The 15,212-nt window shown below is 45.2% G+C and carries 18 protein-coding genes; 4 read left to right on the top strand and 14 right to left on the bottom strand.

The features are described from left to right. From H5300_RS11305 to fkpA, 9 genes are all read right to left on the bottom strand, one after another. Positions 1-126: GTP-binding protein (locus H5300_RS11305; RefSeq protein ID WP_228842096.1), on the bottom strand; the 126-nt coding region annotated here is incomplete at its 3' end. A 146-nt stretch (positions 127-272) separates the two neighbouring features. After that, positions 273-2,369, bottom strand: coding sequence for an elongation factor G (fusA, locus tag H5300_RS11300; RefSeq protein ID WP_017083778.1), 2,097 nt, complete (start codon positions 2,367-2,369; stop codon positions 273-275). Positions 2,370-2,535: 166 nt separating this feature from the next. Beyond that, positions 2,536-3,006 (bottom strand): 30S ribosomal protein S7, encoded by a 471-nt coding sequence (gene rpsG, locus H5300_RS11295; RefSeq protein WP_017073678.1) that lies wholly within the window; start codon positions 3,004-3,006, stop codon positions 2,536-2,538. Positions 3,007-3,109: 103 nt separating this feature from the next. Next, entirely contained in the window at positions 3,110-3,484 is a 375-nt protein-coding gene (rpsL, locus tag H5300_RS11290; RefSeq protein WP_012604917.1) for a 30S ribosomal protein S12, read from the bottom strand. A gap of 181 nt (positions 3,485-3,665) precedes the next feature. Further along, positions 3,666-3,941 carry a sulfurtransferase complex subunit TusB gene (tusB, locus tag H5300_RS11285; protein WP_017083779.1) on the bottom strand — a complete coding sequence of 92 codons (276 nt, stop codon included), beginning with the start codon at positions 3,939-3,941 and terminating at the stop codon, positions 3,666-3,668. Between the two features lie 8 nt (positions 3,942-3,949). Next, positions 3,950-4,306, bottom strand: a complete 357-nt coding sequence (gene tusC, locus H5300_RS11280; RefSeq protein ID WP_017085994.1) for a sulfurtransferase complex subunit TusC — start codon at positions 4,304-4,306, stop codon at positions 3,950-3,952. Next, positions 4,303-4,692, bottom strand: coding sequence for a sulfurtransferase complex subunit TusD (gene tusD / locus H5300_RS11275; protein WP_182795993.1), 390 nt, complete (start codon positions 4,690-4,692; stop codon positions 4,303-4,305). The genes tusC and tusD overlap by 4 nt, the downstream gene beginning before the upstream one ends. Next, positions 4,686-5,411 carry a transcriptional regulator gene (locus H5300_RS11270; RefSeq protein ID WP_004729851.1) on the bottom strand — a complete coding sequence of 242 codons (726 nt, stop codon included), beginning with the start codon at positions 5,409-5,411 and terminating at the stop codon, positions 4,686-4,688. Before H5300_RS11270 ends, tusD begins: the two co-directional genes overlap by 7 nt. A gap of 205 nt (positions 5,412-5,616) precedes the next feature. Then, on the bottom strand, positions 5,617-6,393 hold the full coding sequence (fkpA, locus tag H5300_RS11265) for an FKBP-type peptidyl-prolyl cis-trans isomerase (RefSeq protein WP_004729852.1): 777 nt from the start codon (positions 6,391-6,393) through the stop codon (positions 5,617-5,619). Positions 6,394-6,524: 131 nt separating this feature from the next. Here fkpA and H5300_RS11260 point away from each other — a divergent pair, with 131 nt between their 5' ends. Further along, positions 6,525-7,502, top strand: coding sequence for a WD40 repeat domain-containing protein (locus H5300_RS11260; protein WP_026012360.1), 978 nt, complete (start codon positions 6,525-6,527; stop codon positions 7,500-7,502). Between the two features lie 5 nt (positions 7,503-7,507). Then, entirely contained in the window at positions 7,508-7,735 is a 228-nt protein-coding gene (locus tag H5300_RS11255) for a SlyX family protein (RefSeq protein ID WP_004729640.1), read from the top strand. A gap of 143 nt (positions 7,736-7,878) precedes the next feature. Here H5300_RS11255 and H5300_RS11250 read toward each other — a convergent pair whose 3' ends face one another. From H5300_RS11250 to kefG, 5 genes are all read right to left on the bottom strand, one after another. Then, positions 7,879-8,844, bottom strand: coding sequence for an isoaspartyl peptidase/L-asparaginase family protein (locus tag H5300_RS11250; RefSeq protein WP_102445213.1), 966 nt, complete (start codon positions 8,842-8,844; stop codon positions 7,879-7,881). 236 nt (positions 8,845-9,080) lie between these two features. Continuing rightward, a complete protein-coding gene (slyD, locus tag H5300_RS11245; RefSeq protein ID WP_017083786.1) occupies positions 9,081-9,677 on the bottom strand; it encodes a peptidylprolyl isomerase in 597 nt (198 codons plus the stop codon). Between the two features lie 94 nt (positions 9,678-9,771). After that, positions 9,772-9,972: a YheV family putative zinc ribbon protein gene (locus tag H5300_RS11240; RefSeq protein WP_086048637.1), complete on the bottom strand. Its 201-nt coding sequence runs from the start codon at positions 9,970-9,972 to the stop codon at positions 9,772-9,774. A gap of 169 nt (positions 9,973-10,141) precedes the next feature. Beyond that, positions 10,142-11,938 carry a glutathione-regulated potassium-efflux system protein KefB gene (gene kefB, locus H5300_RS11235; RefSeq protein WP_029224575.1) on the bottom strand — a complete coding sequence of 599 codons (1,797 nt, stop codon included), beginning with the start codon at positions 11,936-11,938 and terminating at the stop codon, positions 10,142-10,144. Then, the gene (gene kefG / locus H5300_RS11230) at positions 11,925-12,509 is read right to left on the bottom strand and encodes a glutathione-regulated potassium-efflux system ancillary protein KefG (protein WP_004729645.1); all 585 of its coding nucleotides are present in this window, start codon (positions 12,507-12,509) and stop codon (positions 11,925-11,927) included. The genes kefB and kefG overlap by 14 nt, the downstream gene beginning before the upstream one ends. Before the next feature lie 174 nt (positions 12,510-12,683). Here kefG and H5300_RS11225 point away from each other — a divergent pair, with 174 nt between their 5' ends. Next, a complete protein-coding gene (locus H5300_RS11225; RefSeq protein WP_004729646.1) occupies positions 12,684-14,606 on the top strand; it encodes an ABC transporter ATP-binding protein in 1,923 nt (640 codons plus the stop codon). Beyond that, the gene (locus H5300_RS11220) at positions 14,603-15,073 is read left to right on the top strand and encodes a TIGR02444 family protein (protein ID WP_108108937.1); all 471 of its coding nucleotides are present in this window, start codon (positions 14,603-14,605) and stop codon (positions 15,071-15,073) included. The genes H5300_RS11225 and H5300_RS11220 overlap by 4 nt, the downstream gene beginning before the upstream one ends. The last annotated feature ends 139 nt before the right edge of the window (positions 15,074-15,212 follow it).

Below are 15,212 nucleotides of genomic sequence, written 5' to 3'. Positions count from 1 at the left end.
ACCGCCGTACACTTTTGCAAGTGTAGTACAGATAGCAGCAGTTAGAGTTGTTTTACCGTGGTCAACGTGGCCGATAGTACCAACGTTTACGTGCGGTTTCGTACGTTCAAATTTTTCTTTAGACACAATCGTGTTCCTTCCTAGTTATGATTCGCCACGTTCATTATTGAGCGAGACGCGCCAGAAATTGCTATTTTATGCGCCAACTCTCGTTAGCGCAATATTTGGACGCATTGATCTTTCAAAAAATGAAAAAAATGCGTCCCTTTTGTTTAACCACGCTCTGCAATGATTGCTTTTGCAACATTGTTAGGCACTTCAGCGTACTCACTAAACTCCATAGAGTAAGAAGCACGGCCTTGTGTCGCAGAACGTAAATCAGTTGCGTAACCGAACATGACAGACAACGGAACTTGTGCACGAATTATCTTCAGGCCAGCTGTCCCCTCGTCCATACCTTCGATGATGCCGCGACGACGGTTAATATCGCCAACAACGTCACCCATCCAGTCTTCTGGAGTAGTTACTTCAACTTTCATCATAGGCTCAAGCAGAACCGGTTGCGCTTCAAGTGCACCCGATCTGAAAGCCATAGAGGCAGCGATTGTAAACGCCATCTCACTTGAATCTACTTCATGGTAAGAACCATCATATAGTGTAGCTTTGATATCCAAAACTGGATAGCCAGCAAGTACACCATTGTTCATCTGCTCTTCAACGCCTTTAGCGACCGAAGCGATAAACTCTTTAGGTACGATACCGTTGGCAATTTCATCAACGAAGACAAAGCCTTCGCCAGCTTCTGATGGTTCAAGTTTTAGCCACACGTGACCGTACTGACCTTTACCACCATGCTCACGGATAAATTTGCCTTCCGCTTTCGCAGTACCGCGAATCGTTTCACGATAAGCTACTTGCGGGTTACCAACGTTGCAGTTGACGTTAAATTCACGCTTCATACGGTCAACGATGATATCTAAGTGTAGTTCGCCCATACCAGAAATCAGTGTCTGGCCAGTTTCCGCATCCATATCAACGCGGAATGATGGGTCTTCTGCTGCTAGTTTACCTAAAGCGATAGTCATTTTATCTTGATCAGCTTGAGAGCGAGGCTCTACAACGATCTGAATAACTGGATCTGGGAATTCCATACGCTCAAGAACGATTTTATGGTTCTGATCACATAGAGTTTCACCAGTAGTAACATCTTTAAGGCCGATAATGGCTGCGATGTCACCTGCTCGTACTTCTTTTACTTCTTCACGTTTGTTTGAGTGCATTTGAACAATGCGCCCTAAACGTTCACGTTGTTTCTTCACAGAGTTGTAAGCTGTTTTACCGCTTTCAACAACTCCAGAGTAAACACGGATGAAAGTTAAAGTACCAACAAATGGGTCTGTTGCAATTTTAAATGCTAGCGCTGAGAACGGTTCTTTGTCGTCCGCGTGACGCTCAATTTCATTCTCGTCGTCATCAATACCTTTAATTGCCGGTACATCGACTGGAGAAGGAAGGAAGTCAACCACTGCATCTAGAACAGCTTGTACACCTTTGTTTTTGAATGCACTACCACAAGTGGCAAGTACGATTTCATTATTAAGGGTACGAATACGAAGACCTTGCTTGATTTCAGCTTCTGTTAATTCACCTTCTTCAAGGTACTTATCCATCAGCTCTTCATTTGCTTCTGCAGCAGCTTCAACAAGTTCAGTACGATATTCTTCAGCCATTTCTTGCATGTCTGCAGGAATATCTTCGTACGTGAAAGTCATGCCTTGGTCAGCTTCGTTCCAGTTGATTGCCTTCATCTTGAGAAGATCGACAACACCTTGGAAGTTTTCTTCAGCACCAATGTTCAGTTGAATTGGAACAGGGGTTGCGCCTAGGCGGTCCTTGATCTGTTCAACTACGCGCAAGAAATCTGCGCCTGTACGGTCCATTTTGTTAACGAAAACCATACGTGGAACTTGGTACTTATCAGCTTGACGCCATACTGTCTCTGACTGAGGTTCAACACCAGACGAGCCACAGAAAACAACAACTGCACCATCAAGTACACGCAGAGAACGTTCTACTTCGATTGTGAAGTCAACGTGTCCAGGAGTGTCGATGATGTTGATACGGTGGTCCGAGAACTGAGCTTCCATACCACGCCAAAACGTAGTGGTTGCTGCTGAAGTGATCGTAATACCGCGCTCTTGCTCTTGCTCCATCCAATCCATGGTTGCTGCACCATCGTGAACTTCGCCGATTTTGTGAGAAAGACCGGTATAGAACAGAATACGTTCACTTGTGGTTGTTTTACCTGCATCTACGTGAGCAACGATACCGATATTACGGTATTGCTCTATAGGAGTTTTACGAGCCACGGTTGAATCCTCTTATTAGAGACTTAGGGACTATTGCTATGTCTAGATTATGCGTTAAAAGCGATGCTTCGCTAAAAAGTGCTTGCCCTAGAAATAGCAATAGTTCCTAGCATAAGCATAGGAACTAAAGAAGTGCTGCAAGGAACCTTGCAGCACTAAAAAGGTATTACCAGCGGTAATGTGCGAACGCTTTGTTTGCGTCAGCCATGCGGTGAACGTCTTCACGTTTCTTAACCGCAGTACCTTTGTTCTCAGACGCGTCTAGCATTTCAGCAGCTAGGCGTTGAGCCATAGATTTTTCACCACGCTTACGCGCAGCTTCAACTACCCAACGCATAGCAAGAGCGTTACGGCGAACCGGACGAACTTCTACAGGTACTTGGTAAGTTGAACCACCCACACGGCGAGATTTAACTTCTACCGCTGGGCGAACATTTTCAAGAGCTTCTTCAAATACAGCTAAGTGATCTTTACCAGATTTCTCAGCCATAGTTTCTAGTGCAGTGTAAACAATCTTCTCTGCAGTAGATTTTTTTCCGTCAACCATAAGGATGTTAACGAATTTTGCCAGCAATTCAGATTTGAACTTAGGATCTGGAAGGATCTTACGCTGGCCTATTACGCGACGACGTGGCATGGAATTTCTCCGTTGTCTTCTTCAGGTTTTTTCCAAAACTTTTCAGAATAATAAATAAATAGTGTTTGGCCTTACTTAACGCTTTCTTTTTAAAAAAGACGCATTAAGACTTAGGACGTTTCACACCATACTTAGAACGACCTTTCTTACGGTCGTTAACGCCTGCACAGTCAAGTGCACCGCGAACAGTGTGGTAACGCACACCTGGTAAATCTTTAACACGACCACCACGGATAAGAACAACACTGTGTTCTTGAAGGTTATGACCTTCGCCGCCGATGTATGAAGTAACTTCAAAGCCGTTAGTTAGACGAACACGACATACTTTACGTAGTGCTGAGTTCGGTTTTTTTGGAGTAGTAGTATATACGCGAGTACATACACCACGTTTTTGTGGGCACGCTTCTAGTGCAGGCACGTTGCTTTTAACAACCTGCTTTACACGAGGAGTACGTACCAACTGGTTAATAGTTGCCATTAACTAGCTCCTGATTTACTTGAAAGTAAGCTTGATGAAAAATCTAGCCCTATTACACATAGTGTAAATAGGGACGCAAAATTCTATTCAGCAGTGGGATGTGTGTCAAGAAATATACAGATCTTTTTTAGCCGTCTAGAGCTCAGGATGGTCTTTTTTTAACCATACTGATAAAACACAGCTACCAAGTTACTGATTTGTCGTTCAAAACCGTTAGTTTGACGAATCCGTCGAAGTCCACTTGATCCAGAGTGCTTGAAGCAAGTTGTTGTAAACCTCGGCTATCGAGATCTGTTTTTAATACCGACACATGTTCAACGGTTGAGATTTGATTGAATAACTCATGATTTGGAAGGCAAACATACACCGCATCTTCAACCAAAAGGATGTGATCCTTTTGTTGCGAGTACGCCAATGCAAGCTTGAGTTTGTCTACTGATTTTACAATATGAAGCATAACGTTCCCTAGAAAGTCAGTATTTTTTGGCTCTGAGCTAACTTCTGCGTCAACTCATTCACTTCTAGCGCAGTCACATCGATCAGTAAGTTATCGGTCGAGAGACCAAACTGATTGAGGCTATGTTGACACACGTAAACTTGCTCGATGTCATAGAGGTCCATAAGCTTGAATGCAGAAATATAGTCACGTGATAGGGATTCATCAGGCTGTTGAGCCTTGAGAAGCTGTGTAACGCCATTACCGACAAAGAACACGGTAATGTCTTCACTATAGGCTGAAGCCGCTAGCAGTGCGTCTAGCCCTTCTCTGCCCGCTGCCGTCGTATGAGGAAAAGTGTTAAATACAAAAGCCAATTTACTCAAAACTGTACAACCCTATCTTGCGTCAAAAGTGCTTCAGATAAGCTCCCTAACCCAGCTTGGGTAAACCCAGCCGCCAAGTTAGATGCACTCAATTGATGTTGCGTTGCTTCATCCGTGCTGATCACTCCGCGTCTAAGCGCAGCAGCAACACACGTTTCAAGGCTAACATTGTGCTCATGCGCCAGTTTTTGCCAAGCGGAAGCCAGGTCGAATTCATCATTAGCAGGTACGGTAAGGTCAGAGCCATTACTGACGCCATCTTGATAGAAGAATACACTGTGAAGTTTGTGGCCCTGATTAATAAGAGCCACTGCAAACTGGTAAGCACTTCTTGCCGACTGTGAACCGTAGACCGGTCCATTCACTAAAAGTGTATAGCTTAACAACCCTCTTCATCCTCTGTTTTACGTTGTCGGATGTATAGGTATACGGTGTGCTTAGAGATGTTCAATCGCTCAGCAACACGGTTAATCGCGTCTTTAATATCGAAAATACCTTTGTCGTAAAGCTCCATCACGATTTGACGGTTCTTAGTATTGTTCGATACTGATTTGTCGGCATTGATTTCTTCAATGGTGCGTTCAACCGTCTGGTCGACAAGCTCTTCCACATCACTCGCAAAGTTTACTGATGATGCTGCTTCGTCCGCATCTTGCGTAGGCATGAAAGATTGCAGTACTTGTGAGAATGGCGCATCTAAGTTTACGTTAATACACAACAAACCAATCACTCGGTCTTCACCATTGCGGATAGCAACCGTGATCGACTTCATCAATACTCCGCCTTTAGCGCGAGTAAAGTATGAACGTGAGAAGTTACGCTTAGAACCTTCGATATCTTTCAGCATCTTCAATGCGAGATCAGTGATCGGCGAACCAACCTGACGACCTGTATTTTCGCCGTTGGCAATTTTAATCGCAGAAGTATTGAGGTCTTCTAAAGAGTGTAAAACGATTTCACAAAACGGACCGATAAGACTCGCAATACCGTCAACAACGGCCTCATAAGATCTTAGAATGATTTTATCGTGTTCACTGAATGGCATAACGTGGACTGATTCCATTTCAAGTAACACATCTGCATTGACTGTTTCTGTAGTAGTCACTTATTCCTTACCTTCGTGTGAAAAATCAACAAATTTATGTAAGTTTATCAGAAAATTTTAATTGCACACCTAGCTAACATTGCAACTAGTGATTTAGAACAAGTTTAAAAATCAAATACTCACCTTCAAATCATAAAAAAAGCCTAACTCAAAGTTAGGCTTTTTATTCAATCAACGTATTTTAGAATAAAACTTTTAGCTGATATTACTGAGCAGGAGCCGCTTCAGCGTTATCAATTTTAAGTAATTCAACTTCGAATACTAGCGTTGAGTTAGCTGGGATAGTCGGTGTGTCTTGCTCACCGTATGCTAGCTCTGGCGGGATAACGAACTTGTACTTAGAACCAACTTGCATCAGTTGTACGCCTTCAGTCCAGCCTGGGATTACGCGGTTTAGTGGGAATGTTGCTGGTTCGCCACGATCGTAAGAGCTGTCGAACTGAGTACCGTCTGTTAGCGTACCTTTGTAGTGTACTTGAACGGTATCAGTGTCTTTTGGAGAAGCACCTTCACCAGCCGTCATTACTTGGTAAAGTAGACCAGATTCAGTTTGCTTAACGCCTTCAGTTTTAGCGAACTCAGCACGGAAATCATCACCGGCTTTCTTCACTTCTGCAGATTTTTCTGCCGCTTGTGCTTGCATTGTTTCAGCAACACGCTTGTCTAGAGCTTCAAGAGCTGCGCGAGTTTCTTCTTCGTTAAGTGCTGTTTTCTCTGCGAATACGTCTTCGATACCTTGAAGAACCATATCTTTGTCTAGGTTAATGCCTAGCTCGCTTGGCTTATCAATGCTTGTGCTTAGGTAGTTCGCGAAAGATACACCGATTGCGTATGCCGCTTTGTCATCTTCTGTTTTAAAGTTTACTGCTGCAACTTTAGCTTCTTCTACCTGTGGAGCTTCTGCCTTTGGCTCTTCTTTCTGACAACCAACTGCTAGCATAACCGTTGCGGCAAGCAGTGATACTTTTAAAACTGATTTCATTGAATTCTCCAATTAATGGCCAAGCCATTGGTTATTGTGCACAAATCTAATGATTAGATTGGTGTGAATACGTTAGTTATAACAATATACTAGTCATATGTCTTTCGACACTAACCGGATTATTAGATGTGATGCGAATATTTTTCCACTCATTGCTATGTACGATTGTCATCACCTTGTTAAATGGTTGCTTTTTCTTTCAAGATGATGAGCAACGTTGGGAAATTGAACCCAATGGTGCCACCAGCTTTGCCCTAAGCAGAGATGGACGCTTCGCCCTGCTCTACTCTCAGCAAAAACAACTGTTACTCTGGGACCTCGTCCAAGATAAAGAACTCGCTCAACTCGGCCCACAAGATCAATCAGAAAACCAAGTATCGCGTATCCGCATCTCGGACAACGGCCGCTTTGCGATTACCGCCAGCCAGATGAATTTCGCCGTTTGGGACTTATCTTGGACTCAAGCTGAAGGGCTTTGGTCTATTTCCGATGGCTTAATTCGCGATGTCGACATATCCAGCAATGGTGAAAAAGTCTTACTTGGCCTGTCTAATGGCAAAGCTATCTATGTGGACTTAGTCACCGGACGCCGTCTTGAGTTCCTTGCTCACCGAGAAAAAGTTAATTCAGTCTCCCTCTCTTCTAATGGCCGCTACGCATTATCAGGCGGCAACGACTACAAAGCTTACCTTTGGGATACCGAATCAGGCTTGGTGTTACGTACCTTCGAGCATGAACAAAGAGTAGTACGAGTTGCACTACAACGGGATGGAGAATTGGCTTTTACTTCCGATGGCGGCAACCAAGCGATGATCTGGAATTTGGAAACAGGTGAACCTCAAGCGCAATTGCAGAGCTGGTCTCGGCAGCTGATATTCTCGAGTGCTCGCTTTTCTGACGACGGCAGTATGTTAGTGACAGGTACGCCATCAAGCCAAGTGAGTGTGTGGAATACTCAAGATGGAAAACGCATTTCTCGTCACGATGCCGAGCCATTAAAAGATGCTCGCCCTCCCCGTGCGGTAGTGTATGATGCAGCCTTTGATGAAAAGAACCGTGTGATATCGGGCACCTCTGCGGGCATCGCCCAAGCTTGGAATGTGGATTAAGAACGATGACAGAAAAGCGAATTGAACAACTAGAAAGCCGCGTGAATGACCTAGAATGTCAGTTGGCTTTCCAAGAACAAACCATTGAAGAACTCAATGAAGCGCTTAGCCAACAACAGATGCTGATCACGAGAATGCAAGATCAAATGAAGTTCGTGGTGGGTAAAGTGAAAAATATGGATGGCTCAAACCTTGCTGACGCATCAGAAGAGACGCCACCTCCACACTATTAAGTGCGGTTCCAAATGACGAATTGATTCTAGTGACGTGTATCGCTAGAAATCTGCAAACTAAAAGGGCGACAGATACTCATCTGCCGCCCTTTTGTTTATTTCACCTGAGTGAATAAGCTGAAGCCAATTAAGCCAATACAATCTTAGTCATCGGCATAAATCTTCACTTCCACGCAACCGTTCGTATCAACACTCGCACGATACATTCCTGAACTGTTCATACCGAAGTGGATATCACCTTGGCCATCAATCGCAATCAAGCCACCTTCTCCGCCCATGGTTTTCAATTCACCTTGAATGATCGTTTCACAAGCCGTGTGCACATCTTCTTTGAGATAACGCATTCGTGCTGCCACATCACTGGCAACCATTTTGCGTAGGAAGAACTCGCCCATTCCTGTCGTTGATACGGCCACGTTGCCATTTTCAGCAATAGTGCCTGCACCGATAATTGGAGAATCTCCCACACGACCATACTTCTTATTGGTCACCCCACCGGTGCTGGTTGCTGCAGCTAAGTTACCGGCTTGGTCTAATGCTACTGCGCCAACCGTGCCGTACTTTTTATCGTCTGGGTATTTTTGAGCTTGTTGCTCATCATATTTCGCTTCAGACAAAGCAAAGATACCTTTCTCTTTCATCGACTGAAGTTGGTCATAACGACGCTCAGTAAAGAAGTAATCTTGCTCGGTGAAGGTATACTCATGCTCAAACGCAAACTTCTCTGCGCCTTCACCCATCAGCAGCACATGATCGCTTTTAAGCATCACATCACGCGCCAGCTCAATGGGATTTTTGATATGGCGGACACCGGCAATAGCACCCGCATCCATTTCGCGACCGTGCATCACAGAAGCATCCATCTCAACAAATTCGTCATGAGTTAAAACCGAGCCTTTACCGGCATTAAAATGCGGGCTGTCTTCCATCACCTTGACTGACGCAACCACTGCATCCAACGCATCGCCACCCGATTGCAAAACTTGATAGCCAGCCAAAACCGACTTCTCCAAAGCCTCGGTAATACCCGTTTTTAATTCATCGCTCATTTGCTCTCGCAAGATAGTTCCTGCACCACCATGAATGGCAATTGAAAAAGGCTGTGACATGCGAACTCTCCACTGACGTCGTCTTAAAATGTTGTGCTATCAATACCACATTCATGGTTTGATGTCTGATAGCGAAAACCAAACTTTTTACGAATGCTTAGATTTGCGGACACTTAGATTTGCGGACACTGAGTTCGCTAGATTAAAAGTCAGCTCAAAAAGCGAGACTCCTTAAACGAAAAAAACCTCCACAAGGGAGGCTTTCAATATTCTTAAACTAAACCGTTAGTTCGGTATTAGTGAGAACCACAGCTACCGCCGCCGCAGCAGCCGTCTTTTTTCTCTTCAGCGTGGTCATGGCCTTCGCCACCACAACAACCGCCTTCATGGTCATGATCATGGTCGTGACCGTGGCTACCACAGCCGCCTTCTTGGTGTACGTGACCGTGTTGAACTTCTTCTTCAGTCGCTTCACGAACGGCTACAACTTCAACGTCAAACGTTAGAGTTTGGCCAGCTAGCATGTGGTTACCATCAACAACAACTTCGTCGCCATCTACTTCAGTAACTTCAACTGGGATTGGACCTTGGTCAGTATCCGCTAGGAAACGCATGCCAACTTCGATTTGCTCAACACCTTGGAATACGTCTGCAGGAACACGTTGAACTAAGTCATCGTTGTGCTCGCCGTAAGCGTCTTCTGGAGTAACCGTTGCTGAGAACTTGTCGCCAGCTACTTTGCCTTCAAGCTCTTTTTCAAGACCTGTAATTAGGTTGTTGTGACCGTGAAGGTAATCTAGTGGAGCTTCTGCAGTTGATTGGTCAACTACTACGCCATCTTCAAGTTTCACTTGATATGCAACACTAACTACTACGTTCTTTTCAATTTTCATGAGAGCTCCAAGGAGGTTTGGACTAAGCTCGAACAGTTGAGCTTAGGAAAAATTCTGTACCGGGATATTATGGGGATCAATTAACGAAACTCAATCATTCTGGCTTAAAAATACCGATCATTTCTTGATTCGCGTGTTCAGATTTCTCTACAGTTTTCGGTTTACGCTGCTCAGTGAAGTCACAATCGACGCATTCCACCAGCTCGATATTATTTTCAACCCACCAGCGGAGTGTGTCTTGAGTCTTGCAGCTTGGGCAGCTCGCCCCTGCGATAAAGCGTTTTTTCTGTTTCACGTTCATATCCTTTACTACTCTGGATTCGCAGTTCTTCCCACATGCTCTATTCGAGACTAAGCAGAGACCGCGTTTATTATTAGATTGGGTCTTTAAGTTACAGTTTTTAAGAACAACTATAGAGCTAAGCTCAAGCGATTAGCTCTAACTTCTAAGCTCTAAGCTCAGGCTATTGCCAATAGTTTCTAGATTGGTGATCATTTTCCATCTCATGTCCAAAGATCTCTTCAAGCTCTTTACGAGCCTCTTTCGCTCTCTGAGCTAACTCGGCATCTTCGCTATGCTGAGGAAGCAACTCTTTGAGCATACCATTATCCAATTTCCTAAAATGTGCTTCTGCTCGCTTCGCTTTATATGGATGCATACCAAGTTCAGTCAATGTTTGACGACCTAAATCTAGAGCCCCAAGGAAAGTTTCACGAGAATAATTGCTCACACCATGGTTAAGTAATTGATACGCTTCAACACGGCTTCGAGCACGCGCTAAGATCTTCAACTGCGGGAAATGCTGCTTACACAAATCCACGGTTTTCATGATTTCGTCCGGAGAGTCGGTACACAACACAATGGCTTCGGCCTTATCAGCACCCGCAGCTCGTAATAGTTCAAGGTGAGTTGAGTCACCGTAGAATACCTTGTAGCCGAATTTTCTAAGGATATGGATTTGGCTGGCATCACTTTCAAGAACGGTGATACGAATCTTGTTGGCATACATTAGACGCCCAATGATCTGACCGAAACGACCAAAGCCCGCAATAATCACTCGAGGGCTGCGATCAACCACATCCGAAGACATCGCGCTTTCACTGATTTGATTGAGTTGACGAGCAAAGAAGCGATCTTGCAGCTTAAGCATCAATGGCGTGGTCACCATAGAAAGGCTCACAACAACCAGCAAGAACGACACTTGGTCACCACTTAGGATGCCTTGTGCACTCGCCGCGGTAAAAATAACGAAAGCGAATTCACCACCTTGGCTGAGAATCATCGCCATACGGCTGCGCGCTTTAGTTTGAGTACCGAAGATACGAGCCAGCGCATACAACACCAAGCCTTTCAATACGACCAGAGACGACACCGCGATCAATATTGCGAATGGACTTTCTGCCAGTAAACCTAGGTTTACCGCCATACCCACCGAGATAAAGAACAGACCAAGCAGTAACCCTTTGAATGGGTCTATGGCGATTTCAAGCTCATGTCGATATTCACTTTCAGCCAGAAGTACGCCCGCTAAGAAAGTACCCAGTGCCATCGACAAACCAATCTGCTGCATGATGACGGCAATACCAATCACTAATAACAGCGCCGCGACCGTGAACAACTCACGTACGCCACTCATGACTACGTATCGGAACAGTGGTCTCAATAAGAAATGACCACCGACAAGCAAGCCAATGACACCACCTAGCATCCACAGCATGTCAGCCCAACTGCCGCCCGTATTACCCGCAAGTAGAGGCAACATCGCTAGCATTGGAATAACGGCAATATCTTGGAAAAGTAGTACTGCAAAGCCTGACTGCCCCGCTTCTTTACCGCCGAGTTCCCTCTCTTCAATAACACGTAAGGCAATGGCTGTCGAAGACAGCGCCAAGCCCATACCTATCACGAGGCTGGTTTGCCATGTTAATCCAAATAGACAGGCGATGGCGGTAATAATCAGAGTGGTGATCAGCACTTGTGCACCACCCAATCCGAGAATGGGGGCTCGCATCTGCCACAGTTTTTTCGGGTTAAGTTCGAGACCAATAAGGAAGAGCAGCAATACCACCCCGAATTCGGAGAAGTGCAGAATAGCCTCTACATCACTGATTAAGCCAAGTCCCCATGGGCCAATTGCCACGCCAGCTAATAGATAGCCGAGTACTGAACCTAAGCCAGCTCGCTGCGCGATAGGAACCGCAACCACAGCAGCCGCTAAAAATATAACGCTACTTTGTAGAAAATCATTAGTCAGAGCCATCATTCGCTCCTATATCTTGTAGCGGGTCTCGCAGCCAATTTCGATACGCTTCTGCGTGTTGGTAAAGCGTCATATCTGAAACATTTCTCGCCCAGTGTAAAACTAAGGGGGATATCCAGTGCATCTGACACAAAGCCGCAGTTAGCTCGAATGGTTGCAAGATCTCTTGTAATGGATATTTATTATAGCCTGCGGCGCCAAACGCCTCTTCTTTACCACCGGTAGTAATAACGCTGCGCCAGTGTTTGCCTTTAAGCGCACTCTGCTCACCGAATGCAAATCCTTTTCCTAACACACGATCAAACCACTCCTTCAATAACGAAGGACAGGAATACATAAACAGAGGATGCTGGAACACAATCACATCGTACTCTAGGAGTAAGTCATGCTCATAAGGCACATCGATAAAGAAGTCTGGGTAGATGGCGTAGAGATCGTGAATTTTGACATGACCGAGCGACTCGACCTTTTTAACCATCATTTGATTAGCAATAGAGGTGTGTGGCTCTGGGTGTGCGTAGATTATTAACACCTTTGGCACGGCTTTGTCTGTCGAGGGAGTATTACTCATTCCTTTGAAACATTCCTTTGAGGGCTAAACGGTGGCAAGGCCACAAGAATTTAAGCAAAAGTTATTAATATGTTATTGGCATCATAACGCAAATTGCATTGTGATCGACTTTTATCTGGTTTCAGCCTACTATGCAGGCGTCTGTTCACCTCTAATTTCTATGCTATTTCAATTATGATTACTTTCTCTGATATTCAATTGCTCCGCGGTGGTAAGCCACTCCTCGACCAAGCATCTGCGACTTTTCATCCTGGCGACAAGATCGGTTTGGTTGGTAAAAACGGCTGTGGTAAATCTACGCTGTTCGCCCTAATCAAGGACGAACTGTCTATTGATGCTGGCTCATTCAGTAAACCAGCTCATTGGGAAATGGCTTGGGTTGCTCAAGAAACACCAGCATTAGAAAGAACAGCCATTGAATACGTGATTGATGGCGACCGTGAATACCGTGGCCTTGAAGATCAACTAGAGAAAGCGGAACAAGCCGACAACGGTACATTAGTCGCAGAGATCCACGGCAAGATTGAAACCATTGGTGGTTACAGCATCAAAGCACGTGCTGCCGAGTTATTGGATGGCCTAGGCTTTCGCCAAGAACAAATGACATGGAACCTAACCCAATTCTCGGGTGGTTGGCGTATGCGTTTGAACTTAGCGCAAGCCCTTCTATGTCGCAGTGACCTACTGCTACTCGATGAGCCTACCAACCACTTAGATTTAGACGCAGTAATGTGGCTAGAACGTTGGTTACAAAACTACCCAGGCACACTCGTTCTTATCTCGCACGATAGAGACTTCTTAGACCCTATCGTCAACCGCATTGTGCATGTTGAAAACCAGCAGCTCAATGAATACACCGGTAACTACTCATCGTTTGAAACCCAACGAGCGCAAAAGTTAATCCTGCAGCAAGCAATGTTCCAAAAGCAGCAGAAACAAATGTCTCACATGCAGAGCTACATTGACCGTTTTCGCTACAAAGCATCAAAGGCTCGCCAAGCGCAAAGCCGTATTAAAGCACTAGAGAAAATGGAACAAGTGCTGCCCGCTCAGTTTGATAACCCATTCAGCTTTGAGTTTAGAGAGCCAGACGCGCTACCAAATCCAATCATGATGATGGATGAAGTATCAGCGGGCTATGATGACAATCTGATTCTAGAGAAGATTCGCCTAAATCTAGTACCCGGCAGCCGTATCGGTCTGCTTGGTCGAAATGGTGCCGGTAAATCAACGCTAATCAAGCTGCTTTCAGGTGAACTGAAACAGCAAGGCGGTGAGCTGAGCTATTCGCAAGGCGTTAAGATGGGTTACTTCGCTCAGCATCAATTGGAGACGCTGCACCCAGAAGAAACGCCACTTCAGCACATGATGCAAATTGCGCCGAAACACACCGAGCAACAACTGCGTGACTACTTAGGTAGCTTTGGCTTCCAAGGTGAGAAAGCACTCGACAAGGTGGCGCCATTCTCGGGTGGTGAAAAAGCGCGCTTGGTATTAGCGCTACTGGTATGGCAAAAACCAAACCTGTTGCTACTCGATGAACCAACTAACCACTTGGATCTCGACATGCGTCAGGCGTTGACCTTCGCCCTACAGACATTTGAAGGCGCAATGGTTATCGTATCGCACGACCGTTACCTACTTCGTGCGACTACTGATGATTTATACCTTGTGCACGACCGTCAAGTTGCACCGTTTGATGGTGACCTAAGCGATTACTACAAGTGGCTAACCGAACAACAGAAAGTTGAGCGCAAAGAAGCGCAAGCATTGGCACCAGCAAAAGACGGCGCCAACAGTGCAGCAGCGAAAAAAGAGCAGAAACGTAAAGAAGCAGAGTTCCGTAAACTGACGGCGCCACTTCGTAAAAAGCTGACTCAATTTGAAAAGCAGATGGATAAGTTAACGCTATCTCTCGAAGAAGCTGAGCAAGAATTATCCGACACTTCACTGTATGAAGCTGAAAATAAGGCTAAACTGAATAAAGTACTCGCTCTCCAAGCGAGCAGTAAGTCACAGCTAGAAGAAGTTGAAATGGATTGGATGTCCACTCAAGAAGAGCTTGAGCAGATGGAACAGGATATGGATAGCTTATGAGCCCAGAGCACGCCCCAATATCACTAACACTGGAACGACTATGGCAATTTAGCCTTCAGTATTACAGTGTGCGCGGTGTAAAGGATGCGTGCCTAGCTTTGCAAAACCAGTTCCACGGCAACGTCAATCTACTGCTGCTTCTCAAATGGCTTGATGAGCAGCAATTGTCTTTTGCTGAGGAAGATTGGCACAAGGTACAACAGTGCTTAAGCCGCTCTGAAACCCTGCTTCATAGCTATCGAGAGCTGCGTAAGCACCTCAAACCTCAAGTCGTCGATTCCCTCTACCGTGAAGCTCTCCAATTTGAACTGCAGTTAGAGAAGCAACAGCAATCTGATCTCGTCGACTGCATTAATTCTCTTCAGCTTACGGCTAACCAGCAATCACCACTCGCTTTTCAATACTGTCGTTTATTAGGGGCTGAAAACCTCTACGACGCTTTTTCTGAACCAGCACCTCAACCCTAACGCGTTTCCTTTCTCTTATCTTCAATCAAGACCCAAGCTTACCTTGGTAGTATCGCTCTTCGTTTTCACACGGGAGTGGCGCGCATGACTGGCAATATGTTTGAAGCTCAATCTCGACAATATTCAACTAGTTACCTAC

The sequence above is a fragment of the Vibrio sp. SG41-7 genome, assembly GCF_014164465.1.
Classification (GTDB): Bacteria; Pseudomonadota; Gammaproteobacteria; order Enterobacterales; family Vibrionaceae; genus Vibrio; species Vibrio splendidus.
The sequence above is the reverse complement of the archived record's forward strand: the minus strand, read 5'-3'. Positions and strand labels throughout refer to the sequence as shown.